21 protein-coding genes are annotated in these 23,799 nt (G+C 72.0%); 13 read left to right on the top strand and 8 right to left on the bottom strand.

Annotated features, from left to right (window positions below; all coding sequences use genetic code 11):
• Positions 1 to 91 precede the first annotated feature (91 nt).
• From ACZ5OX_RS01215 to cutA, 3 genes are all read left to right on the top strand, one after another.
• A complete protein-coding gene (locus tag ACZ5OX_RS01215; RefSeq protein ID WP_465628006.1) occupies positions 92 to 1,264 on the top strand; it encodes an aminotransferase class V-fold PLP-dependent enzyme in 1,173 nt (390 codons plus the stop codon).
• Between the two features lie 162 nt (positions 1,265 to 1,426).
• Complete coding sequence (locus ACZ5OX_RS01210) at positions 1,427 to 4,282, top strand: DEAD/DEAH box helicase (protein WP_465628869.1); 2,856 nt, start codon at positions 1,427 to 1,429, stop codon at positions 4,280 to 4,282.
• A 667-nt stretch (positions 4,283 to 4,949) separates the two neighbouring features.
• A complete protein-coding gene (gene cutA / locus ACZ5OX_RS01205; protein WP_465628004.1) occupies positions 4,950 to 5,261 on the top strand; it encodes a divalent-cation tolerance protein CutA in 312 nt (103 codons plus the stop codon).
• Here cutA and ACZ5OX_RS01200 read toward each other — a convergent pair.
• The gene (locus tag ACZ5OX_RS01200; protein WP_465628002.1) at positions 5,258 to 6,508 is read right to left on the bottom strand and encodes a helix-turn-helix domain-containing protein; all 1,251 of its coding nucleotides are present in this window, start codon (positions 6,506 to 6,508) and stop codon (positions 5,258 to 5,260) included. The genes cutA and ACZ5OX_RS01200 overlap by 4 nt on opposite strands.
• A gap of 220 nt (positions 6,509 to 6,728) precedes the next feature.
• Between ACZ5OX_RS01200 and ACZ5OX_RS01195 the strand changes: the two genes are divergently transcribed.
• From ACZ5OX_RS01195 to ACZ5OX_RS01175, 5 genes are all read left to right on the top strand, one after another.
• Positions 6,729 to 7,277: an ATP-binding protein gene (locus ACZ5OX_RS01195; RefSeq protein ID WP_465628868.1), complete on the top strand. Its 549-nt coding sequence runs from the start codon at positions 6,729 to 6,731 to the stop codon at positions 7,275 to 7,277.
• A gap of 100 nt (positions 7,278 to 7,377) precedes the next feature.
• Positions 7,378 to 8,328: a hypothetical protein gene (locus tag ACZ5OX_RS01190; protein ID WP_465628000.1), complete on the top strand. Its 951-nt coding sequence runs from the start codon at positions 7,378 to 7,380 to the stop codon at positions 8,326 to 8,328.
• 29 nt (positions 8,329 to 8,357) lie between these two features.
• The gene (locus ACZ5OX_RS01185) at positions 8,358 to 8,966 is read left to right on the top strand and encodes a P-loop nucleotide/nucleoside kinase family protein (RefSeq protein WP_465627998.1); all 609 of its coding nucleotides are present in this window, start codon (positions 8,358 to 8,360) and stop codon (positions 8,964 to 8,966) included.
• Positions 8,953 to 9,486, top strand: coding sequence for a class IV adenylate cyclase (locus ACZ5OX_RS01180; protein WP_465627996.1), 534 nt, complete (start codon positions 8,953 to 8,955; stop codon positions 9,484 to 9,486). Before ACZ5OX_RS01185 ends, ACZ5OX_RS01180 begins: the two co-directional genes overlap by 14 nt.
• A gap of 13 nt (positions 9,487 to 9,499) precedes the next feature.
• Positions 9,500 to 10,594 carry a radical SAM protein gene (locus ACZ5OX_RS01175; RefSeq protein WP_465627994.1) on the top strand — a complete coding sequence of 365 codons (1,095 nt, stop codon included), beginning with the start codon at positions 9,500 to 9,502 and terminating at the stop codon, positions 10,592 to 10,594.
• Between the two features lie 504 nt (positions 10,595 to 11,098).
• Here the strand turns inward: ACZ5OX_RS01175 and ACZ5OX_RS01170 are convergent.
• The 3 genes from ACZ5OX_RS01170 to ACZ5OX_RS01160 form a co-directional block, all read right to left on the bottom strand.
• Complete coding sequence (locus ACZ5OX_RS01170) at positions 11,099 to 12,031, bottom strand: 5'-3' exonuclease (RefSeq protein WP_465627992.1); 933 nt, start codon at positions 12,029 to 12,031, stop codon at positions 11,099 to 11,101.
• A gap of 29 nt (positions 12,032 to 12,060) precedes the next feature.
• Positions 12,061 to 13,161, bottom strand: coding sequence for a cation diffusion facilitator family transporter (locus tag ACZ5OX_RS01165; protein ID WP_465627990.1), 1,101 nt, complete (start codon positions 13,159 to 13,161; stop codon positions 12,061 to 12,063).
• A 194-nt stretch (positions 13,162 to 13,355) separates the two neighbouring features.
• A complete protein-coding gene (locus tag ACZ5OX_RS01160; RefSeq protein ID WP_449789555.1) occupies positions 13,356 to 14,084 on the bottom strand; it encodes a gamma-glutamyl-gamma-aminobutyrate hydrolase family protein in 729 nt (242 codons plus the stop codon).
• 210 nt (positions 14,085 to 14,294) lie between these two features.
• Here ACZ5OX_RS01160 and ACZ5OX_RS01155 point away from each other — a divergent pair, with 210 nt between their 5' ends.
• The 4 genes from ACZ5OX_RS01155 (at position 14,295) to ACZ5OX_RS01140 (ending at position 19,205) form a co-directional block, all read left to right on the top strand.
• Positions 14,295 to 15,698 carry a glutamine synthetase family protein gene (locus tag ACZ5OX_RS01155; RefSeq protein ID WP_465627988.1) on the top strand — a complete coding sequence of 468 codons (1,404 nt, stop codon included), beginning with the start codon at positions 14,295 to 14,297 and terminating at the stop codon, positions 15,696 to 15,698.
• Between the two features lie 48 nt (positions 15,699 to 15,746).
• Positions 15,747 to 17,120: an aldehyde dehydrogenase family protein gene (locus ACZ5OX_RS01150; protein WP_465628867.1), complete on the top strand. Its 1,374-nt coding sequence runs from the start codon at positions 15,747 to 15,749 to the stop codon at positions 17,118 to 17,120.
• A gap of 7 nt (positions 17,121 to 17,127) precedes the next feature.
• On the top strand, positions 17,128 to 17,928 hold the full coding sequence (locus ACZ5OX_RS01145) for a 3-oxoacyl-ACP reductase (protein ID WP_449789552.1): 801 nt from the start codon (positions 17,128 to 17,130) through the stop codon (positions 17,926 to 17,928).
• Positions 17,929 to 18,038: 110 nt separating this feature from the next.
• Positions 18,039 to 19,205 carry a DUF2510 domain-containing protein gene (locus ACZ5OX_RS01140; RefSeq protein WP_465627986.1) on the top strand — a complete coding sequence of 389 codons (1,167 nt, stop codon included), beginning with the start codon at positions 18,039 to 18,041 and terminating at the stop codon, positions 19,203 to 19,205.
• 136 nt (positions 19,206 to 19,341) lie between these two features.
• On the opposite strand, the gene ACZ5OX_RS01135 is transcribed toward ACZ5OX_RS01140, so the two are convergent.
• From ACZ5OX_RS01135 to ACZ5OX_RS01125, 3 genes are all read right to left on the bottom strand, one after another.
• A complete protein-coding gene (locus ACZ5OX_RS01135) occupies positions 19,342 to 20,256 on the bottom strand; it encodes a lytic polysaccharide monooxygenase auxiliary activity family 9 protein (protein ID WP_465627984.1) in 915 nt (304 codons plus the stop codon).
• A gap of 242 nt (positions 20,257 to 20,498) precedes the next feature.
• Positions 20,499 to 20,930 carry a hypothetical protein gene (locus ACZ5OX_RS01130; RefSeq protein WP_465627982.1) on the bottom strand — a complete coding sequence of 144 codons (432 nt, stop codon included), beginning with the start codon at positions 20,928 to 20,930 and terminating at the stop codon, positions 20,499 to 20,501.
• Positions 20,931 to 20,989: 59 nt separating this feature from the next.
• On the bottom strand, positions 20,990 to 22,213 hold the full coding sequence (locus tag ACZ5OX_RS01125) for an amino acid deaminase/aldolase (protein ID WP_449789548.1): 1,224 nt from the start codon (positions 22,211 to 22,213) through the stop codon (positions 20,990 to 20,992).
• A 91-nt stretch (positions 22,214 to 22,304) separates the two neighbouring features.
• Here ACZ5OX_RS01125 and ACZ5OX_RS01120 point away from each other — a divergent pair, with 91 nt between their 5' ends.
• On the top strand, positions 22,305 to 23,078 hold the full coding sequence (locus ACZ5OX_RS01120) for an SseB family protein (RefSeq protein ID WP_449789547.1): 774 nt from the start codon (positions 22,305 to 22,307) through the stop codon (positions 23,076 to 23,078).
• A gap of 75 nt (positions 23,079 to 23,153) precedes the next feature.
• On the opposite strand, the gene ACZ5OX_RS01115 is transcribed toward ACZ5OX_RS01120, so the two are convergent.
• Positions 23,154 to 23,528, bottom strand: a complete 375-nt coding sequence (locus tag ACZ5OX_RS01115) for a DUF1844 domain-containing protein (RefSeq protein WP_465627979.1) — start codon at positions 23,526 to 23,528, stop codon at positions 23,154 to 23,156.
• Positions 23,529 to 23,799 lie beyond the last annotated feature (271 nt).

Genomic DNA, 23,799 nt, shown 5'->3' with positions numbered 1-23,799 from the left:
TCGCGAGGTGCGCGCCCCGACCAGTAGTCTGTCATGTGAAATGTCACACATCAGTGTGAGTGTCAGCCAGTGTCAGCCAGCGGAGGAAACCGTGACCGAGGACCTGCGGACCGCCGAACCCCCGGCCCCGTTGCCCGCCGCCGACGGGCTGTTCAGCGTGTCGCCGGGGGCGGCGCACCTGAACCACGGCTCGTTCGGGGCCGTGCCCGTCCCGGTGCAGCGGGCGCAGGAGCGCCTGCGCGTCGAGCACGAGCAGGACCCGGACGGCTTCTTCGCCGACCTCCCGGCCCGGATCGCCGCGGCCAGGACCCTGCTCGCCGCCGAACTGGCCACCGACCCGGACCGGCTCGCGCTGGTCTCCAACGTCACCGAGGCGGTCGCGATCGCCCTCGACAGCATCCCCTTCGCGCCCGGCGACCGGATCCTGGTCACCGACCACGGCTACGGCGCGGTGACGCGGGCCGCCGCCCGCAAGGCCGCCGAGACGGGCGCCGAGATCGTGGTCGCCCCCGTCCCCCTGGAAGCCCCCGACGAGCAGGCCGTCCGGGAGGCCGTGCTCGCCGCCGTGGACGACCGCACCACCGTCGCGGTCCTCGACCAGCTCACCTCGCCCACCGCCCGCCTGGTGGCCGGCCCGGCGCTGCTCGCCGACCTGCGCGCCCGCGGCGTCACCACCGTGGTGGACGGCGCCCACGCACCCGGCATGCTGCCCGCGCCGATCGACCCGAACGCCGACTTCTGGTTCGGCAACCTGCACAAGTGGGCCTTCGCCCCGCGTGCCACCGGGGTGCTCGCCGTCCGCCCCGAGTGGACCGCCCGGATCCGCCCGCTGGCGCTGTCCTGGGAGCACGACAAGGGCTTCCCCGGCAACGTCGAGTGGCGCGGCACCTGCGACTACACCCCCTGGCTGGCCGCCCCGGCCGGCTTCGAGCTGCTGCGCGGGCTCGGCCACGCGGCGGTGGCCGCCCACAACACCGCCCTCGCCGGGTACGGCCGCCGGGTGCTGGCCGAGCGGGCCGGCCTGGCCCCGCTGCCCGCGACGCCCGGGATGTGGATGAGCACCGTCCGGCTGCCCGCCGGGTACGGCGAGACCGAGCCGCAGGTGAAGGCGCTGATGGCCGAGGTGTGGCACCGGCTCGGCGCCCGGATCGCCGTCCGACCCTGGGAGGGCGGCGGGGTGCTGCGGGTCAGCGCACAGCTCTACAACCGGCCGCAGGAGTACGAGCGGCTGGCGGACGGGCTGGTGGAGCTACTGAAGGGCTAGCCGCTTCGAAGCCGGCACCGTTCCGATCACCCGGAGACATTTGCGAGCATGGAACCGGGGAGGAGTGATCCCGTCGCACGGAAAATCGGTGCCATCGATGTCAGTCCTCCCGGGTAACCTCTCGCTGAGATGCGAGATCACACCAACCACACCCGGACGGCGATGAACACCCCCGATCCAGAGCCCCAGGACGACCAGGAGCTCAGCCCCGCCGAGGCGTACGCGGCCAGCCGTCGCCGGGCCCAGGAGCAGGCCACCGCCCTGTACGGCTTCCAGCAGCTGTACGACTTCCCGCTGGACGACTTCCAGCTGGAGGCCTGCGAGACGCTGGAGGCCGGATCCGGCGTCCTGGTCGCCGCCCCCACCGGCTCCGGGAAGACCATCGTCGGCGAGTTCGCCGTGCACCTGGCCCTGGCCTCGGGCCGCAAGTGCTTCTACACCACGCCGATCAAGGCACTCTCCAACCAGAAGTACGGGGACCTGGTCAAGCGCTACGGCGCCGCCAAGGTCGGCCTGCTCACCGGCGACAACTCCGTCAACGGCGACGCACCCGTGGTGGTCATGACCACCGAGGTGCTGCGCAACATGCTCTACGCGGGCTCCAGCACCCTCGACGGCCTCGGCTACGTCGTGATGGACGAGGTGCACTACCTCGCCGACCGCTTCCGCGGCGCCGTCTGGGAGGAGGTCATCATCCACCTCCCCGAGTCGGTCACCCTCGTCTCGCTCTCCGCGACCGTCTCCAACGCCGAGGAGTTCGGCGACTGGCTGGACACCGTGCGCGGCGGCACCAAGGTGATCGTCTCCGAGACCCGCCCCGTGCCGCTGTGGCAGCACGTGATGGCCGGCAACCGGATGTACGACTTGTTCGCCAACCCCGACCGGGACGGCCGCCCCAAGAACAACCTCAAGAACCCCGGCAAGGCCGTCAACCCCGAGCTGGTCCGGCTCGCCCGCTCCGAGCTCGACCGCAACCCGCGCGACCGCTTCGGCCGCGGCCGGGGCCGCTCGATGCCCAACGGCCGTCCCGGCCGGGTCTGGACGCCGGGCCGGGTGGACGTCATCGACCGGCTCGACGCCGAGGGCCTGCTGCCCGCGATCACCTTCATCTTCAGCCGGGCCGGCTGCGAGGCCGCCGTCCAGCAGTGCCTCAGCTCCGGGCTGCGGCTCAACAAGGACTCCGAGCGCGCCCAGGTCCGGGCCGTCGTCGAGGAGCGCTGCGCCGACATCCCCGACGAGGACCTGCACGTCCTCGGCTACTTCGAGTGGCTGGACGGGCTGGAGCGCGGCATCGCCGCCCACCACGCCGGGATGCTGCCCCGGTTCAAGGAGGTCGTCGAGGAGCTCTTCGTGAAGGGCCTGGTCAAGGCCGTCTTCGCGACCGAGACCCTCGCGCTCGGCATCAACATGCCCGCCCGCTCGGTGGTCATGGAGAAGCTGGTCAAGTGGAACGGCGAGACCCACGCCGACATCACCCCCGGCGAGTACACCCAGCTCACCGGCCGGGCCGGGCGGCGCGGCATCGACATCGAGGGCCACGCCGTGGTCCTCTGGCAGCGCGGCCTCGACCCGGAGGCGCTGGCCGGCCTGGCCGGCACCCGCACCTACCCGCTGAAGTCCTCGTTCCGGCCCTCGTACAACATGGCCGTCAACCTGGTCTCCCAGTTCGGACGGCACCGCTCGCGCGAGCTGCTGGAGACGTCCTTCGCCCAGTTCCAGGCGGACCGCTCGGTGGTCGGCATCGCCCGCCAGGTGCAGCGCAACGAGGAGGGGCTGGAGGGCTACCGCGAGTCGATGACCTGCCACCTCGGCGACTTCGACGAGTACATGGAGCTGCGCCGCCGGCTCAAGGACCGCGAGAACGAGCTGGCCCGCGAGGGCACCAGCCAGCGCCGCGCGGCCGCCGTCGAGTCCATCGAGCAGCTGAAGCCCGGCGACGTCATCCACGTGCCCACCGGCAAGTTCGCCGGCCTCGCCCTGGTCCTCGACCCGGGCCTGCCGCCGGTCAACCGCTCCGGCCGGGGGGGCCCGCGCCACCCCGACTTCCAGGACGGCCCGCGCCCGGTGGTGCTCACCGCCGAGCGGCAGGTCAAGCGGCTCGCCATGATCGACTTCCCGCACCCGGTCGCCGCCATCGAACGGCTGCGCATCCCCAAGTCCTTCAACCCGCGCAGCCCGCAGTCCCGGCGCGACCTCGCCTCCGCCCTGCGCACCAAGGCCGGCCACCTGGAGCCCGAGCGCTTCCGGCGCGGCCGCGCGGCCGCCGCCGACGACCCGGAGATCACCCGGCTGCGCACCGAACTGCGCCAGCACCCCTGCCACGGCTGCTCCGACCGCGAGGACCACGCCCGCTGGGCCGAGCGCTACCACCGGCTGCACCGCGACACCGAACTGCTGGAACGCCGGATGCGCTCGCGCACCCACACCATCGCCCGCACCTTCGACCGGGTCTGCGCGCTGCTCACCGACCTCGGCTACCTCAGCGGGGACACCGTCACCGACGACGGCAAGCGGCTCGGCCGGCTCTACGGCGAACTCGACCTGCTCGCCTCCGAGTGCATCCGCGAGGGCGTCTGGAGCGGCCTGGCCGCCGCCGAACTCGCCGCCTGCGCCTCGGCGCTGGTGTACGAGGCCCGCCAGTCCGACGACGCCGGCGCCCCCCGGGTGCCGGAGGGCGCGGCCAAGGAGGCGCTCGGCAAGATGGTCCGGATCTGGGGCCACCTGGACGCCCTGGAGGAGCAGCACCGGATCAACACCGCCGAGGGCGTCGGCCAGCGCGAGCCCGACCTGGGGTTCGCCTGGGTCGCCTACCGCTGGGCGCTCGGCCACAACCTCGACCAGGTCCTGCGCGACGCCGACATGCCGGCCGGCGACTTCGTCCGCTGGACCAAGCAGCTGATCGACGTCCTCGGCCAGATCCAGGACGCCGCCGGCGAGGACGCCGAACTCCGCAGGACCGCCCGCAAGGCCGTCGACGGCCTCCGCCGCGGAATCATCGCCTACTCCTCGGTGGGCTGAGGCTTCCGGTAAGAGGGGCCCGCACGTTCACACCGAACGTGCGGGCCCCTTCGCTTTTCCACAATGAAGATGGGGGTGGGGAAGCGCCACCCCCCCACCCCCCCACCCCCCCACCCCCCCACCCCCCACCCCCCACCCCCCACCCCGGTGCGGCTTCGGCTTCGCCTCGCCGCTGGAGCTTCCACACCGTTGCGCAGGAAGTCGGCCCAGCCGACTTCCTGCGCAGAAAAACGCCTCTGCCCCCGCCGGCGGCGGGGGCAGAGGCATGTGACGGTAGAAGCGAGGATTCTTCCGTTGCCGCTTCGGCGGGGCCGAAGCGGCAACGGGATGAACGAATGAGGTGATGCCGACCGTCAGGACGTGGGAGGCATCGGGGCGAAGTAGTCGCGGAGCATCTCGGTGGTCCATGCGGGTTGGCGCACCGCGCCAGGGTGGCGGGTCAGATGGTGGCCGCCAAGTATTTGGCGGCGCGTGTCGGTCCACGGTGTCGATGAGAGGCACCTTCCGGCCGCGGTAGGGGGGACAGCGCGCTGCTGTCTGCAGGGCGACATCGCGGGACAACATGTACTTGTTTGTTCCTGTCGTGGGCAGGTCTGAGTTGACGCGTGCACTATCTCGCGTCCCCTGTGTGCCGAGTAGTGTCGCGGGCATGGCTGACTTTTTGATCATGATCACCACCGTCGACAGCGAGGCCGCTGGCGCCAAGCTGTCCCGCTCTGCAGTCGAAGCCGGTTTGGCTGCTTCAGGGCAGGTCACTGGGCCGGTCGCCACGACCTACCGACACCTTGGCGAGGTGTGCGAGGGCATCGAGTGGCAGGTGGCCTTCCGTACAACGAAGGATCGGGTGGCCGAGTTGGAGGGGCATGTCGTTGCGGAGCATCCGTACGACAGCCCAGAGGCGATCTCGCTGCCGATTCTGTCCGGACCGAAGCTCTATCTGGACTGGATCACCCGGGCGACGCGACCTGCGGGAGGCTAGGACGCCACGCTGCGTTCCAGGAGTTCAGCGACTGGCGAGAGCTGGCGGTGTTGTTGAAGTCGGTGGAGGAGAATGTGGGAGCGTCCGGCCGGGCGGGTCGAGGCGAGCCCTTGGGAGAGGTCGAGGATTTTGCCGGTGATCGCGGCGGAGTGCTCGATCTCTCCCGCGTCCAGATAAGCGGAGGCCAGCCAGGACAGGTAGAGGGCCTTGTCGCGGGCCATGGTGTCGTCGTAGCGGGACAACGCTGACTCCAGGGCGGGGATGGCTCGCAGCGGTCGGTGGAGCTCGGCCCAGCATCGGCCGGTCATGATGGAGATTTCGTCCAAGTTGATCCAGTACACCCAGTCCGGCTCCGGCCGGTCGGCCTCCTCGCGGATGGCTTCTTCGGCAGCAGCGAGAGCGCGTTCGGTGGCATTGGCGTTGCCGTTGGTGGCGTGCTGCCAGGCCAGGCGGTCCCACAGCAGGGCCCGCACCGCCGGTGAGGCGTCGCGTCCGGCTGTCTCGCAGGCCGCCGTGGCGAACTCGATCCCGGAGCCGCCTCCGGTGGCCCACTCCAGGTAGGCGAGGAAGGCGTAGGAGTTTCCCGCCAGCGAGCTGTCCTTGGCGGTCTGAGCTGCGGTCATCGCGGTCAGGTAGTGCGAACGCGCTTCGCCGTAGCGGCCCGCGTCGAATGCCGCCCACCCGGCGAGCTGGGCCTGTTCGGCACTGACACTCCGCAGGCCGGTCCCGGTGTTCTCGGTGCAGGAGCCTTCGTCGACCAGGCGGACCGTATCCCTCAGCTCCTTGCAGTACATGGCGTAGGTGTCTCCGCCACCCATGAAGTCGTCCAGGCGGCGCAGCCGCGCGGTTCGCGCGCGCAACTGTCGGGGCACGTCCGCGCCGAGCCTCCGCCCCGAGCCGAGGTAGTCGATCGCTGGTATCACCGCGATCCCGGTTCCCGCTGCCATGAACTGTCGCCGATTCACGTCCGGCTCCTTCGCCGTCTGCTTGTCTTGCCGCCTGATCCGTCGGGCCGCGATAGCGGCCCTGCGCAGTTCCTCCACCGGCACGTCGAACTCAGCAGCGAGAAGCTGCTGGGACGTTGGGTCGGGCAGGGCCTTCTCGGTCTCCCAGCGGGACACCGTTCCCTGTTCGATCGGGTGATTCCGGCGTTTCGACAGATCGCCGGCCAACTCCTCCTGCGTACGGCCGGTGGCTTTCCGCAGTCTCCGAAGCAGCGGGCCGATCGTCTCCACGTCGTCGCGCATGGTCATCCTCGCCGCCCCCGGGGGGTGTGCCGAACGTGTCCGACCATACTCGCCATATTTCTGAGCCATGTCCTGAAAACAGCCATGCCTCCTGGCCGATCCACCCAAAAGAGAACGGTAGTTGACTATCCGTCGGCTCCTCCTTGGAGGCAGCTTCCAGTCACACGGGTCCCATGCCCACTGGCCGATGGCCGCTTAGGGTTCCTAACCCCGGAGTTCGCTGACGTCCACGTCCCATCTTCGACGTCCCTGTACCACCGCCTTTCCCGCCGAGCTGGCGCAGATCGGTGCCATCCGTCGCTGGGCGAGGACGGTGGTGCCGAAGCTCGACCTCGACCTGAACGATCAGCAGCAAAGCAGTCTGTTGGAGGATGTGGAGCTCGTGCTGTCTGAGCTCGGCGCCAACGCCATCCTGCACGGCTGCGGCGGCGACCAGCCGGGCGTGAAGCTGACCGCCTCCCTGGCGTGCGCCCTGGGCGTGCTGCGCGTGTCCGTGGCGGACCCGGGTGGTGGCGGGCCCGAATACCGCCCGCCGAGCACCGAGGCGACCTGCGGCCGCGGTCTGAGGCTGGTCATGGGGGTCGCGTCCCGGTTCGGCGTCGAGAACCTTGCTGAAGGGGGCAAGGAGATCTGGGCCGAGATCGAACTGCCTTACCCGGCAGGGCCGGTGGTCGCCGTGGTCGAGCAGAAAGGCCGACGGATCGGCCGGCGGACTGAGGAGCCGTGCCCGGGCGCTGAGAGTCCCGCATTGGACCGGATACCGGCGTAGTCATCGCGCCTGCGGTCCGGTACGGCCCCATGGGGTTGTGGCCGTATCGGACCGCCCTCCCTTCCCGTCCATCCACCACTTCGTACCAGAGGACTGCGCCGTGAGCGTCGGACCGCGCACCAGAACGTTGCTCAAGACCGCCACCCCGGCCCGCAGATTGGACGTCGCGGCCTCCTTCGAGGCCCTGACGCAGGCCTGCGTCCTCACCGGAGACGACGTCGCGAAGGCCGAGCTGGTCAGCGACAGCCCGAACCACCTGTGGTCGCTGCCCGACTCCCGTGCGCTCGCCATCGTGCACCCCGACCCGGACGAGGCCTGGGCCCTGATCAAGAGCGCGCAGTTCCTGCGACAGCACCAGATTGCCGTCACCTCTCCCTGGTACACGGACGTCCGCGCGACCGCCGTAGGCCGGGCCGTGACCTTCTGGCAGGACCCAGGGCCACCGAGTACCGACACGTCCCTGTCCGGATGGGTGACCGCCCTCACCCATCGGATCGACCCCGGGACGGCCCCTTGGCTCAGAGAACACGACCCGTTCGCCGGCCTGTTGGACGGCCTGGACGACGCTCCGCTGAACGAGTCCGCCCGCCGGTTCCTGCGCGAGCACACCGCCCAGCTGCGCGAGGAGTGGGACTACCTCGACTGGCCGACACCGGACACCGTCATCCTCGGTATCCTCGGCATGGTCCCCTGTCACGACGACGGCGTCCACGTGGGACTCCTGCTGCGCCGCCCGCTCCGGCGCGGCCACCGGGAATGGGACCTGGTCGCCGCCCGCTGGCGCTCCGAACTGCTCATCGGCCCGCGTCAGGACCACCGGACCTACGCCGACACCTACCTCTCGTGCGAGCGCGAGGACCGGCTCCCGCAGCACCCCTACATCGGCGCCTGGTCCGGCTACCAGGTCGTACGCGACATCGTCGTCCTCACCGCGGTGATGGACACGGTGCGCCGCGCCCACCTGGACGCCAACACCCGTCAGGAAGTCGCCCACCGGGTCAAGTGCCTGCGCGGAGCCCACCCGGCCCCGTGGACCTGGGGGCCACGATGACAAGCCCGAACGAGGAGACGGAATTTCACATGGGCGTGGCCCGAGGGTTCTTCATCACCATCGACGGTCTCAGCGCGAGCGGGAAGAGCACTGTCGCTCCGCTGGTCGCCGCCTTGGTCAACGGGGTTCACCTCATCGACGGGACATTGCCGACGTTCCCCCGCATGCGTGCTGAGGTGGACGCCGCCGGCATCCTGTTAGCGCGGTTCCACTGGTGGATGATGGCCAACCACATCAAATCCGAGACCGCTCGAGCGCTTGTCGAGTCCGGTCGGACGGTGGTGGTCGAGTCCTACTTCCCGCGCACGATCGCCACGCACCGGGCGATGGGGCACGACTGCCTGCCGCGGTATCCGGACGGGGCCCTCGTCCCACACGTGCCGATTCTGCTGGAGGTGGATGAATGCGTCCGCCAGGAGCGACTTCGTCGGCGGGCCGAGCTGGGAACGCTGAGCTCCTGGCACCGGCGGGAGGAACCGAACGTGGCCGAAAGCTCCCGCGTGTACCGGGCGTTCGGGCTGCTGAGGGTCGACGGCACCGGGCGCACGCCTGATGAGGTGGCTCGCACCGTCGCCGATACCGTGCGCTCGCATGCTCGTACCGCATCGAGGAAGGCAACTTTCCGTGACCGCAATTGAGTTCGAGGCGAAGGTCCTCGGCATCGAGCCGGAGGCCATGCGCGTGCTCCTCGCCGAGGCCGGGGCCGAGCACCTGGTCGACCGGTTCCAGCGCCGCTACGTCTACGACATCCCCGGCCGGCCGGGTGCGTGGGTCCGGCTGCGTGACACGGGCACCGACGTCACCCTGTGCGTCAAGGAGATCCACTCCGACGCGATCGACGGTGTGACCGAAACGGAGACGACCGTCGGCGACTTCGACGCGATGAACACGCTCCTCGGCAAGCTCGGCTATCAGCCGAAGGCGTACCAGGAGAACCGCCGGTCCTCTTGGAGGCTGGCCGGTGCGGCCGTCGAGATCGACTACTGGCCGCTGATTCCCCCCTACCTGGAGATCGAGGGCGACAGCGCCGAACACGTCCACGCGACGGCCCTCGCGCTCAAGCTCCCTCTCGAGGAACTGACGAGCGAGAACACGACCAAGGTCTACCGCCGGTACGGGATCGACATCGAGTCGATCCCCCGGCTCACGTTCGAGTGACAGGAGAAAAGCCTTGTCAGCTACCCAGCGTCCTGCGGTCAGGATCGTCCGGGACAGGACCATCCGCATCAAGGTGATCGACGACTGCGGATTGGCCTGTACGTTCTGCCACAACGAGGGAACGCCGGTCACCGCCGACAATCAGGGCCGCACCCATCTGCCCTTCGTCGTGGGCCCGGGCCGGACCGGGCGCGTGTCGATCTACAGCGAGACGAACGGAGTCGGCTTCCTCGCCGCCAGGATGGTCCCGAACATGGCCTTCCGGCGGGCGGTGCGGACCGTGGCGAGGGCGTTCGACGCCGACGAGGTCCACCTCACGGGAGGGGAGCCCACGCTCCACACGGAGGTGCCCGCGCTGGTCGCGGCGCTCTCCGGTCTGGGGCTGAGCGTCGGGATGACCAGCAACGGGGATCGCGGCCGCCAGGTCATGCCGGAGTGTTCGGCGGCCGGCCTCAACCGGGTCAACGTGTCGGTCTTCGGCACGACCGCCGAAGAACTCCAGGCCGTTCAGTCCGAGCGCTTCAGGTCGGCGGGTCTGGCCGAGGCGAAGATCCGCGCGGCGGAGCAGACCATCCGTGCCGCTGTCTCCCATGGCGTGAAGGTCTCCGTGAACATCGTCGTTCCCGGAACGGCCCACGTCGGCCGGGTCGTCAACCTGGTGGAGTCCTACGGCCAGTTCGCGGACGTGCGGATGCTCACCAGCATCCAGGACGGGCCGGAGTCGGTCGCGGCGATCTCCGAGGTACTGGCCCGGGTCGGTGCGGAACCCGTGCTCCGGACGTTCACCGCCGGGACCTCCGACGAGCGCACCCTCTACCGCGCGCTCGGCAGCCGGGCGGTGTACGTGAAGCGGCTGCTGCCCGTGCGGCTCCCGGACACGTGTGCGTCGTGCCGGTTCAACAACGGCACGGACTGCGAAGAGGGTTACTACGGCATCCGCCTCTACCTCACCGAGCAGGGGGAGTACATGGTGGGCGTCTGCATCCAGCGCATGGACCTCTGCGTGCCTGTGGCGGAGCTGTCGAAGAGCGGGATCGTGGAGGAGGTGCTGGCCTTCAAGGACGCCGAAGTCCAGAGGCTGACGAGCCAGTACGGCGCCGCTGCCTGAGTGGTCGGCCTTGGCGACAGGGCTTTGCGGCCTCGCTCGGGTCGAGCGAGGCCGCTGGTCTCCGCAAGATTGCCTGCGATCTGTCGTTCGTCTGCTCAGGAAGGAGGCCCAGCCGCTCTCCTGAACGGACGAAGGCTTCGCGGCCCCTTTCCCCCTTCCACTGGCAGGGGCGCAGCCGATGTAGGTCGAGCGGCCGTAGGGTTCCGAGGATCCGGACCCCGTAGGGAGTTCCGTTGCCCGTTCGGACGTGCCGAAGTGGAAACGGAACAGGACGTCGTTTCGGCCGAGGTAAATCAGCCGTGTCAGTGGATGAGAGCCGGTGTGAGACCGCGAACTTCGCCTGGCGCAGGCACCTGCCGACCGGGCATCGAGCCGTAGCGGTAGGGCCCAGCCGGGGCGCTGTGCCCGAGTGATGGGGACTCGTGTCCTCGGTGGGAGAGCTCTCTCCATCGCTGAGGTCCGCACGTTCGCGTCGAACGTGCGGGCCCCGTCGCGAGTGTGGCCTCAGCGGGTGGCGAGGGCCTCGAGGAGGCGGTCGAGGGAGGTGCCGAGGCCCCAGCGGGCGGAGAGTTCCTCGAGGGTCATGGGGTAGAGGGGTTCGCGGGGGAGCGCCGGGTCGAAGGCCGGCAGTGGGGCGTCGTCGGCGACGCGGACGACCTTGGGGGCGACGTCGAGGTAGGCAGCGCCGTCGACGATGTTGCGGCGGCGGGCGGGGGTGAGTTTGGAGGCGACGTCGAGGGCGGCGGCGCGGATGGCCGCGAGGTCGCCGTACTCGTTGATCAGCTGGGCGGCGGTCTTCTCGCCGATGCCCTTGACGCCGGGCAGGCCGTCCGACGGGTCTCCGCGCAGGGCGGCCATGTCGGCGTACTGGGCGCCGCGCACGCCGTACTTCTCCAGCAGCACCGCGTCGTCGGTGACCTGGAGGTTGCCCATGCCCCTGACCGGGTAGAGCACGGTGATCCCGCGGGCGTCGTCCACCAGTTGGAAGAGGTCGCGGTCGCCGGTGACGATCTGCACGGGCCCGGTGGCGCGGGCGGTGAGGGTGCCGATGACGTCGTCCGCCTCGTAGCCGGGGGAGCCGACGCGGGCGATGCCGAGGGCGTCCAGCACCTGCTCGATCACCGGGACCTGCGGGGCCAGGGTGTCGGGCACCTCCTCCTCGCCGTCCTCGGCCGCCTCGGCGACCCGGTGGGTCTTGTAGGAGGGGACGAGGTCCACCCGCCACTGCGGGCGCCAGTCGGCGTCCATGCAGGCCACCAACTGGTCGGGCCGGTGGTCGTGGACCAGCCGGGCGATGAAGTCCAGCAGGCCGCGGACGGCGTTGACCGGCTCACCCTGCGGCGAGCGCAGGGTGTCCGGTACGCCGAAGTAGGCCCGGAAGTAGAGGCTGGCGGAGTCGAGCAGCATCAGTCGCGGTGCGGTCACGTGTCGAATCATGCCGTACGGGGATGACGGGCGGACGGTTCTCAGTGCTCGTGCGGGCCGGCGCGGTGGACCGGGCCGTGGGCGTCGGCGCAGTGTTCGGTGGCGGCGTCGGACGGGGTGGCGATCTGCAGCAGCGCGCCCGCCTCGTCCTCGCCGACGTGGTCGACCTGGAGGGTGGAGTGGGTGATGCCGTACTCGTCCGCGAGCCTGCGCTGCAGGGAACGCCGCACCGCGTGGCAGTCGCCGCCGGGGGTGACCAGGATGTGTGCGGACAGGGCGGGCTGGCCGGAGGTGATCTCCCAGATGTGCAGGTCGTGGATCTCCTCGACGAGCGGCTCGGTGACCATCCGGTCGGCCACCGTGTCCGGGTCGATCCCGGCCGGGGCGGCCTCCAGGAAGATCCGCCCGGAGTCGCGGACCAGCGCGGTGCCGGCCTTGAGCATCAGTGCGACGACGATCAGCGAGGCGATGGCGTCGGCCCGGGCGAAGCCGGTGGTCAGGACGACGGCGCCGGCGACGGCGGTGGCGATGAACGCGTACAGGTCGGTCAGCACGTGCTGGAAGGCGCCCTCGACGTTCAGCGAACTGCGGTTGGCCTTGGACATGCACCAGGCGGCCGCGAGGTTGACCACGATCCCGACCAGCGCGGTGACCAGCACCAGCGAGCCGGTGACCTCCGGCGGTTCGAACAGCCGGGTGATCGCCTCGTAGCCCAGCCAGGCCGACAGCACCAGCAGGGTGACGCCGTTGGCCTGCGCGGAGAGGATCTCGGCGCGCTTGAGGCCGTAGGTGTAGCCGCCCCGGGCCGGGCGGGCGGCGAGCCGCATGGCGACCAGCGCGAGCGCGATCGAGGCGGCGTCGGTGAGCATGTGCGCGGCGTCCGAGATCAGCGCCAGGGACTGGGCGGCGAAGCCGACCGCGACCTCGCCGGCCATGAAGACGACGATCAGGGTGAGGGCGCCGAGCAGCCAGCGTCGGTCCGCGTCGGCGGAGACGCCGTGCGAGTGGCCGCCGTGGCCGCCGTGGCCGCCTGAGCCGTGCGCGTGCCCACCAGAGCCGTGCGCGTGCCCGCCTGAACCGTGCGCATGCGAGTGCCTGTGGTCATGCGCATGATCATCGTGCGAATGCTCCTGCCCGGCCATGGAAGTCCTCTCTGGGCGCACGGGTGGGAAGAGGGGTGCGTTGCGACCGCCCCGCAACCGAAGTGAACCGCAGAATCGACAAAGATCCAAAGGCTGTACTGGTGACCGTTGTCGTTGCCGTTCCCTGGGGCGCACCCGGTGCGTTCCGCACCCCGTCGAACAGCCGAAATCCCCTTCCCCCGCGCCCAGTTGTGCTACCCCAGCATCAGTGTGTCGAGGACCGCCGCGGTGGCGGCCCTGACCAGGGCCCGCATCAGCCGCAGGTCGTCCCCCTGCTCCGGGTGCCACTGCACCCCGAGCGTGAACCCCGGCCCCTCCACCGCCTCCACCGTCCCGTCCGGCGCGTGGGCGCTCACCCGTAGACCCGACCCCACCCGGTCGACGGCCTGGTGGTGGAAGGTCGGCACCTCCAACTCGCTCTCCGGCAGCAGCCCGCCCAGCAGCGTCCCCGGCACCGGGCGCACCGGGTGCGAGCCGTAGCGCCCGGGCGTCCCGCCGTGCACGTCCACCGGCACCACGTCCGGCAGGTGCTGCACCAGCGTCCCGCCGCACACCACGTTCAGGATCTGCATCCCCCGGCAGACCGCCAGCAGGGGCATCCCCGCCGCCAGTGCCGACCGCAGCAGCGCGACCTCCCAGGCGTCCCGCTCCGGCGAGTCCACCTCCGTCGCCGGGTGGGCCGGCTCCCCGTAGTAGGCCGGGTCGATGTCCGGCCCGCCGGCGATCACCAGGCCGTCCAGCCGGGCCAGCACCTCCGGCGCGCGCTCCGGGGCGTCCGGCGGCAGCAGGACCGCGATCCCGCCGGAGTCCCGGACCTGCGCGGTGTACCGCTCGGGCAGCAGGGCCACCCGGCGGCCCCGCCAATCGCTCCAACTCGCGTCCACCAGGTAGGTGCTGACGCCGATCAAAGGCCTGCGATCCATGGCGCGCATTCTCCCCCCGAAGTGGCTGATCCACCGTCAGCCACGCGTGTCGGCGCGCCACGGGCGGCCGGTGTCGCGTCGGTTCCCGGCCGGACCCCCGCCCGTCCCCTCCCGACACCCGCCCGCCCTCTTCCGCCCCGCGAGCCGCAGGCCGTACGGTTCGCTGTGACCGCTTGATCTCGAAGAGTGATCGAGGAGGAGGGCTCGGCCATGCCCGACACGCCCGAACTGTCCGCACGGGCCGCCGCCGGCGCGCCGTCCCGGCCGCCGCTGACCCTGGACGGCCTGCGCACCCTGGTGGACGCCGGCGAGGTGCACACCGTCGCGCTCGCCTTCACCGACATGCAGGGCCGTCTCCAGGGCAAGCGCTTCGCCGCCCGGTTCTTCCTCGACGAGGTCGCCGAGCACGGCGCCGAGGCCTGCGACTACCTGCTGGCCGTCGACGTCGACCTGAACACCGTGGACGGTTACGCCTTCTCCTCCTGGGCCACCGGCTACGGCGACTTCGCGATGCGCCCCGACCTCGGCACCCTGCGGCTGACCCCCTGGCAGCCCGGCACCGCCCAGGTCACCGCCGACCTCGCCCGGCACGGCGGCCACCCGGTGGACGCCGCCCCGCGCCAGCTGCTGCGCCGCCAGATCGCCCGGCTCGCCGAGCACGGCCTGGCCGCCGACATCGGCACCGAGCTGGAGTTCCTGGTCTTCCGCGACACCTACGAGCAGGCCTGGCAGGGCGGCTACCGCGGCCTGACCCCGGCGAACCTCTACAACGTGGACTACTCGATGCTCGGCACCGCCCGGGTCGAGCCGCTGCTGTCCCGGATCCGCACCGAGATGGCCGGCGCCGGCCTGGTGGTGGAGTCCGCCAAGGGCGAGTGCAACCTCGGCCAGCACGAGATCGCCTTCCGCTACGCCGACGCCCTCACCACCTGCGACCAGCACAGCGTCTACAAGACCGGCGCGAAGGAGATCGCCGCCCAACTCGGTTGCGCGCTCACCTTCATGGCCAAGTACGACGAGCGCGAGGGCAACAGCTGTCACATCCACCTCTCGCTGCGCGACGCCGTCGGCGCCCCCGCCTTCGCCGACCGGGACGGCCGGATGACCGACACCATGCGGCACTTCCTGGCCGGCCAGCTGGTCGCGCTGCGCGAGTTCGGCCTGCTGTACGCGCCGAACATCAACTCCTACAAGCGCTACCGCCCGGGCTCCTTCGCCCCGACCGCCGTCGCCTGGGGCCGGGACAACCGCACCTGCGCCTACCGGGTGGTCGGCCACGGCCCCGGCCTGCGGATGGAGAACCGGGTGCCGGGCGGCGACGTCAACCCGTACCTCGCGGTGGCCGGGATGATCGCGGCCGGCCTGCACGGGCTGCAGCGCAAGCTGGAACTGCCCGCACCCTGCCTCGGCAACGCCTACGCGGTCGAGGAGTACGCCCGGGTGCCCGCATCGCTGCGCGAGGCGGCGGACCTGTGGGCGCAGAGCGCCCTGGCCCGGGAGGCCTTCGGTGACGACGTGGTCGACCACTACCTGAACATGGCCCGGGTCGAGCAGGCCGCCTACGACGGGGCGGTCACCGACTGGGAGCGCTACCGATCCTTCGAACGGATGTGACCCGTGACCGAGCCGGACGCGAACGTGAACGCGAACGTGAACGCGGACGTGGACGCGGACGCCGAAAGCAGCAGCAGCGTCCGCAACCCCGCCACCGGCGAGGTGCTCGCCACCGTCCCCGACACCACCCCCGGGCAGCTGGACGCGGCCGTCCGGCGCGCGGTGAGGGCCCAGGCCGGCTGGGCCGCGCTGGCCCCCGGCGAACGCGCCCGGCTGCTGCGCCGGTTCGCCGACCAGGTCGACGTGCACGTCCCCGAACTGGCCGCCCTGGAGGTGGCGCAGGCCGGCCACCTCCTGGCCAACGCCCACTGGGAGGCCGGCAACGTCCGGGACCTCCTGGAGTACGCGGCGGGGGGAGTGGAGCGGCTGACCGGCCGGCAGATCCCCGTCCCCGGCGGCCTGGACGTGACCTTCCACGAGCCGGTGGGTGTGGTCGGGGTGATCGCACCGTGGAACTTCCCGATGCCGATCGCCGCCTGGGGCTTCGCCCCCGCCCTGGCGGCCGGCAACGCCGTCCTGCTCAAGCCCGCCGAGGCCACCCCGCTGACCGCCCTGCGGCTGGCCGAACTCGCCCTCGCGGCCGGCCTGCCCGAGGGCCTGTTCCAGACCGTCCCCGGCGCGGGCGCCACCACCGGCCGGGCCCTGGTGGACCACCCGGCCGTCCGCAAGATCGTCTTCACCGGCTCGACCGTCGTCGGCAAGGAGGTCGCCGCCCGCTGCGCCGCCCACGCCAAGCGGGTCACCCTGGAACTCGGCGGCAAGAGCCCCAACATCGTCTTCGCCGACGCCGACCTGGCCCGCGCCGCCGACCCGATGTCCTTCGCCGACAACAGCGGCCAGGACTGCTGCGCCCGCAGCCGGATCCTGGTCCAGCGCGAGGTGTACGAGGACTTCCTCGCCCTGCTGCTGCCCGCCGTCGAGACCCTGCGCACCGGCGACCCGGCCGACCCGCAGGCCCAGCTCGGCCCGCTGATCTCGGCCGCCCAGGTCCGCCGGGTGTCCTCCTACGTCACCCCCGACCTGCCGGTGCTGGCCCGCGGAAAGGTCCCGGACGGGCCCGGCTACTGGTACCCGCCGACGGTGATCGCCCCCGGGGACCCGGAGGTCCCGGCCGTCACCGAGGAGATCTTCGGCCCGGTCGCCGCCGTCCTGCCGTTCACCGACGAGGCCGACGCGCTGCGGCTGGCCAACGCCACCCGCTACGGGCTGTCCGGCTCGATCTGGACCCGGGACGTCGGCCGGGCGCTGCGCCTGGCCCGGGGCGTACGGGCGGGCAACCTGTCGGTCAACTCGCACTCCTCGGTGCGCTTCTGGACACCCTTCGGCGGCTACGGCGAGTCGGGGGTGGGCCGCGAGCTCGGACCGGACGCGCTGCGCCACTTCACCGAGACCAAGAACGTCTTCATCCACAGCGAGGAGTGACAGCCCGATGAGCGAGAAGCACGCCGCGCGGGACGACGTCGTCTGCCGCCGGCTGGTCGGCCGCACCGCCGTGGTCACCGGCGCGGGCAGCGGGATCGGCCTGGCCGCCGCCCGGCGGCTCGCCTCGGAGGGCGCGAAGGTGGTCTGCGCCGACCTCGACGAGGAGACCGGGCGGGCCGCCGCGAAGCGGGTCGGCGGGCTGTTCGTGCACACCGACGTCACCGACCCGTACATGGTCGAGGCGTTGTTCGACGAGGCGTACGAGACCTACGGCAGCGTGGACGTCGCCTTCAACAACGCGGGCATCTCGCCGCCCGAGGACGACTCGATCCTGACCACCGGACTGGACGCCTGGCGGAAGGTCCAGGAGGTCAACCTGACCTCCGTCTACCTGTGCTGCAAGGCCGCGCTGCCGTACATGCGCCGGCACGGGCGGGGCTCGATCATCAACACCGCCAGCTTCGTGGCCCGGATGGGCGCGGCCACCTCGCAGATCTCCTACACCGCCTCCAAGGGCGGGGTGCTGGCGATGTCCCGCGAGTTGGGCGTGCAGTTCGCCCGGGAGGGCATCCGGGTCAACGCGCTCTCGCCCGGGCCGGTGGACACCCCGCTGCTGCGTGAGCTGTTCGCCGCGGACCCGGAGCGGGCCGCCCGCCGGCTGGTGCACATCCCGCTCGGCCGGTTCGCCCGGGCCGAGGAGATCGCCGCCGCGGTGGCCTTCCTGGCCAGTGACGACTCCTCGTTCATCACGGCGAGCGAGTTCCTGGTGGACGGCGGCATCTCCGGGGCGTACGTGACCCCGCTGTAGTCGCCGCGGGCGGCGCGGCCGGGGTTCTCACCGGAATCTCATCGAAAACCGCCGGAATTCCCGGCTGCGCTGATTTCGCGCTTATCCGGCTGCCTTTAGATTTCTCTACCGTGAGCGAGCAGATTCCCGCCGGGTGGTACCCGGACCCGAAGGACACCTCCGGCGACCCGAGGCCGCAGCGGTGGTGGGACGGCAGGGGCTGGACGGCCGACACCCGGCCCGCGCCCTCGGACGCCCCGACGCCGGGCGCCCCGGCGGGCACTCCGGACTCCCCGCAGGCGGGCACTGCGGACTCCCCGGCCGCGGAGCCGACGGGCGCCGCGGCCCCGCAGCAGGGGACGGCCGGCCGTCCCCGGGTGCTGGAGGGCGAGGTGCTGGACAGCGGCCCGACCGTCCGCTACCCGGAGCCGCCGCCCTTCGGCACCGCCTACGGCTCGCCCGCCGGGCCGCCGCGCAAGCCCCGGCGCAAGCCCTCCAAGCTGGTGGTCGCGACCACCCTCGCCGCCCTGCTCGGCCTCGGCGCGGGCTCGGGGATCACCTACCTCGCGATGGACGGCCACGGGGACCGCGCCCGGCGCAGCGCCCGCCCGGCGCCGCAGGACGGCTCCGGCCCGTGGGGCGGCATCCCGGGCTTCGGCGACCCCGGCGACGGCGGGAGCGGGGACGGCAAGGGCGGCAAGGGCGGCAACGGGGGCGGCAACGGCGGCGGCCGGACCCGCCCGAGCACCGACCAGGCGATCGACGTGGTCAACCGGATCGTCCTGCCGGTCCCGGACGGCTGGCAGGCCGGCACCACCGACAAGGGCTACGCCATGCTCACCGTCGGCTCGTACACCTGCGTGGACGGCAAGAGCGAGTGCTCCCTCGGCGGTGCGACCACCGGCCGGATCACCGGCGGCGGCACCGACGTCCAGGCGGCGGCCAAGGCCGACATCGCCTCGGCGGCCAAGGACTCGTACGGTGACCTCACCGGGCACCAGGAGCTCAAGTCCGAGGCCGTGAAGGTCAACGGCCAGGACGGCTACCTGGTCCGCTGGAAGGCGGACGCGGCCAAGGGCAACAGCGGCTACGTGCAGACCGTGGTCTTCCCGTCCGCCGACGGGAAGGCGCTGGTCTCGGTGCACTTCGGCTTCGACATCGCCGACAAGTCGCCGGACGTCGCGGTGATGGACACCATCGTCCAGGGCATCACCACCTACAAGGGCAAGCTCCCGGCCATCCCCGGCCTGCCCGGGACCGGCTCCGGCGGGCCCGGCGCCGGCGGCACCACCACCTGAGCCCCGCGCTCCTCACACCACACGGCGGCGGCCCACCCGGAGGGAAACCGGGTGGGCCGCCGTTCGTCGTCGCGCGGGGTGGTGTCACGGGACCGGGCCGGACGGGGGAGTGGCCGGCCCGGTCCCGTGCCCGGCGTCAGGATTCGCGTCGAACAGCCTCGACGCGACGGCGCCGGAGCACCATGCCGGCCCAGCCGACGCCGATCGCGGCGGCGCCGGCGAGCAGCAGCGGACCGGTGGCCGAGGTGCCGCCCACGGCCGCGGAGGCGGTCGGGATCACCCGGCCGGCCGGGGAGTCCGGGTCCCCGCCGTGGCCGTGGTGGGCGACCGTCGACTTGGAGGCGTCGGCCGCGATCTGGGCGTCGCTGGGCGCGGCCGGAGCCTGGGCGGCGAGCGCCGACACGGCGGTGGTGGAGGCGCCGAAGTCGACGTCGGAGCAGGAGTAGAAGGCCTCCGGGCTGTCGCTGCGCTGCCACACCGTGTAGAGGACCTGACGGCCGGTGCGCTGCGGCAGGGTGCCGGAGTAGGTGTAGGAGCCGTTGACGGCGTTGCGGTCGACCTGCACCTGGGCGACCGGGGTCGAGTCGAGGTCCGACCACTTCAGCGGCTTGGTGGGGTCGTAGCTCGGCTTGGTGATGTAGACGGTCTGGGTGCCGACGTGCGGCGCGGTGGTGCGGAACTGGAAGGTGAAGGCACCGGCCTTCACCGCGGTAGCCGGCCAGTCGGTGCGCGGCCAGTCCAGCGCCGCGTACTTGTCCCGGTTAGCCGAGCAGAGCTTGCCGTCCGGGATCAGCGCCTGGGAGTTGCCGTTGGCGTTGGCGATGTTGACCTCGTTCCAGTCGTACAGCGGCTGGGTGCCGCCGGCGGCGACGAGGTCCTTGCAGACCTGGGACACCGGGTGCTCGGGGCCCTCGGCGTAGCAGGCGGCGACGCGGCTCACGGGGTTGGTCATCGTGCCGTGGGCGCTGGCGGTACCGGCGGTGGCACCGGCCACCGCGACGACCGCGGCGCCGATCACGCCGACGGACAGGGCGGTTCGCTTGATGGACATGGGGTGGGGACTCCTCGACCGTCGTTCCGGGCGTGTGTGGGGGACCGGGCACGCCTGCCCGTTCGGGAGCCGCCGGCCCGGCGCGCGACCCCTGGGCCGAAGCGTAGGATTGGTCTGGACCAGAAGGCAATAGCCGCGCGTGCTGCGCTTGTTGACGGACTGTAGGCCCCCGAGCAGCGAAAAGGCCCGACGGACGGCTGTGGTTAGCCGTTCCATCGGGCCCCGTTAAGGCTCCGGAAAGGTCAGAGGTTCAGGTTGCCGTTGATCGTGTCGGCCTGGACGACCTTGCCGTGGCCGACCTGGAGGACGGTGCCGTGGACCGTCATGTCCTTGAGCTCGTTGTGGTACACGATGGGCGCCTGCTCGGTCGCCTTGGGCGCGAACTCGTCGAGGATGGAACGGAGTTCGACGGCCATGGCCGGGTCGTTGGCCAGCAGTCGGCGCAGCTTCGGCTGCCACTCGCCCTCGGCGCTCTGGAGGGCGGACTCGCGGCCGTTGTCCGGAGCTGCGGCCAACTCGGCCTGAGTCTCGTCCAGTTCTTCGGAGATCGACTCCGCCCTGCGGCCGAACATCGCGGCAACGCGCGGTTTGACCCGGTCCCAGGCCGAGGTGACCATGAGGCCGGCCAGGGCGGTCGCGCCCCTCGTGGCAATGTCGGTGAGCTCGGCGTCCATGCTGCTCCCTTGTCGTACCGCAGTGTCGGCACCACGGTAGGGCAAAGGCGGACAAGGCGTCAGAGGAACGTCTTTCCCTCGCCCCGGTACGTCGGCACGGTCCGTACGATCCGGTCGCCCTCGACCAGGTGCAGCTCGGCGAAGCGTTCGCACAGCTCGCCCGCCTTGGCGTGCCGGAACCAGACCCGGTCGCCGATCAGCAGGTCGTCCGCCGCCGAGCCGAGCAGCGGGGTCTGCACCTCCCCGGCGCCCTCCATCGGGTCGTAGCGAAGCCCGGCCGGCAGGTACGGCACCGGGGAGCGGTCCGGGCCGGCCGCGCCGGAGGCCGGGTAGCCGCCGCCGAGGACGGTCACCACGCCGAGGCCGGGGCGGCGCACCACCGGCTGGCCGAACAGCGCGGCCGGGCGGCCCCGGAAGGCGCGGTAGTTGTCGAAGAGCTGCGGCTGGTACAGCCCGGAGCCGGCCGCCACCTCGGTGACGGCGCGCTCGGCCACGGTGGACTCCACGCTGCCGGTGCCGCCGCCGTTGACGAACTCCAGGTCGGCCACCCGCCGCAGCCGCCGGACCGCCGCCGCGCGCCGCTCGGCCAGCTCCGTCCTGGCCTTGGCCTGCATCAACCGGATCAGCCCGGAGCGCACCGGCCGCCCGGGCACCCGGTCTCCCACCCCGGCGACGTGCCCCTCGTACGCCATCAGGCCGACCACCCGGAAGCCCCGGCGGCGCTGGACGAGCTCGGCGAAGGCGCCGAGGTCCTCGGGGGTGCGCAACGGCGAGCGGCGGGCGCCGACCCGGACCCGGCCGCCGAGCAGCTGCAGGGAGGTGTCCAGCTCCAGGCAGACCCGCACCTCGGCGTCGCCGCCGCGGGCCTCGTCGATCAGGTCCAGCTGGGCCGGGTCGTCCAGCACGACGGTGATCTCGCGGGCGGCCTCCGGGTCGGCGGTCAGCTCGGCGAAGCCGGCCCGGTCGGCGCTGGGGTAGGCGAGCAGGACGTCGCGGACGCCGGTGCGGGCCAGCCAGAGCGACTCGTCCAGGGTGAAGCTCATCACGCCGAGGAAGCCGTCCACGGCCAGCGCCCGGTCCAGCAGGGCCCGGCAGCGGATCGACTTGCTGGCCAGCCGGATCGGCTTGCCGCCGGCCCGGCGGACCAGGTCGGCGGCGTTCGCGTCGAACGCGGCGAGGTCCACGACGGCCACCGGACCGTCCAGGTGGGCGGTGGCGCGGTCGTACCGGAGGCGGTCGGACACCGGGGCGGGTGCGGTCGCGGGCGCGTCGAGGATCACCATGGGCGCAGGGTGCCACAGCGCGCTACCGGTGGGTAGGGGCCGCGTGCAGGGAAATGGGGCCGTCCGCGCGCGGTGGCATAGGGTCGGGCGGGTGGACCGCAAAGACTTCTCCAACCCGGCGTTCGTCGGCAAGAGCATCCCGAACCCCGGCTTCTCCGACGACGACGGCACCGCCGACCCGGCGCTCGCCGAGGCCCTCGCCCGCTGGTCCCAGGACCGCGCGGCCGAGCCGGAGGTGCTGGCGGCACTGCCCCCCACCCGGCTGATGGTCCCGATCGTCGCGATCCTCGGCGAGGTCGAGGTGAGCCCGGACGGGCACCGGCACGAGAAGACCAGCGACATGGCCGTCCCGGTGCTGGAGGCCCCGGACGGGCGCCGCGCGCTGCCGGCCTTCACGTCGCTCGAGGCGCTCACCCGCTGGCGCGCCGACGCCCGCCCGGCGCCGACGGCGGCCCCGCAGGCCGCGATGGTCGCCTACTCGGAGCGTGCCGACACCCTGCTGATCGACCCGGCCGGGCCGGTGGCGTTCCAGCTGAGCGGCGCCCGGCTGCGGGCGCTCGCGGAGAACCGCCCGTTCCTGCCGCCGGTCCGCGACCCGGAGGTGCGCGAGGCGGTCCGTGCGCTGCTGGCGGCCGAGCCGCAGGTGGTCAGCGGGCTGCTGGCGGCCTCGGAGGGCTCGGACGGGGTGCTCGCGGTGGTGTTCGACCCGGCGCTGGACCAGGCCGGGCTGCAGGCGGCCGCGCAGCGGGTCGGGCAGGCGGTGGCCGCCGACCCGGTGCTGCGGGTGCGGCTGGACCGGGGGCTGGACCTCGCGGTGCTGCCGGCGAGCGCGGAGCTGCCGGGGGAGCCGCTCCACAGGAGGTAGGGAACGGAGAAGGCCACCGGCTCGCGGGAGTCGGTGGCCTTCTCCGTTCCTCCTCGCGCGAGGAGGAACCGAGGCTCAGGAGTAGACCGGCCCGGTGAACTTCTCGCCCGGTCCGGCGCCCGGGGCGTCCGGGACGACGGACGCCTCGCGGAAGGCGAGCTGCAGCGAGCGCAGCCCGTCCCGCAGCGGCGCGGCGTGGAAGTTGCTGATCTCCGGGGCGCCGGCGGTGACGAGCCCGGCGAGCGCGGTGATCAGCTTGCGGGCCTCGTCCAGGTCCTTGTCCTTCTCGCCGCCCTCGGCGAGACCGCACTTGACGGCGGCGGCGCTCATCAGGTGCACCGCGACGGTGGTGATCACCTCGACGGCCGGGACCTCGGCGATGTCGCGGGTGAGGTCGTCGAAGCCGATCGCGTCGTCCGCGCCGGGGGTCTGGGTGGGCTCGCTGCTCAAGGGGGGCTCGTTCCTTCGTGCCGTGTGGGTACACGTGGAGCGTACAAGGGCCCCGGGGGACGCGGACGGGGCAGTGCGCCGGGGCGGAATAGCGTTCGACCTCCCGACGCTGTAAGCTTCGAGACTGACCGGCCGGGATCCCGTATGGGCACTCGGCCAGCAAGTGGAGGCTCCACTGAGGAGGCCCGAGAGGGCAACCGCGAAAGTCTCCCACCTGATCGGCCTTCGGGTCGACGGGTCCCGGTCCACGACGGGCGCCCCTGGTGCCGAG

It is taken from the genome of Kitasatospora sp. NPDC032121 (genome assembly GCF_055580145.1).
Note: the sequence above shows the minus strand (reverse complement) of the source record. Positions and strands in the feature narration are given on the sequence as shown.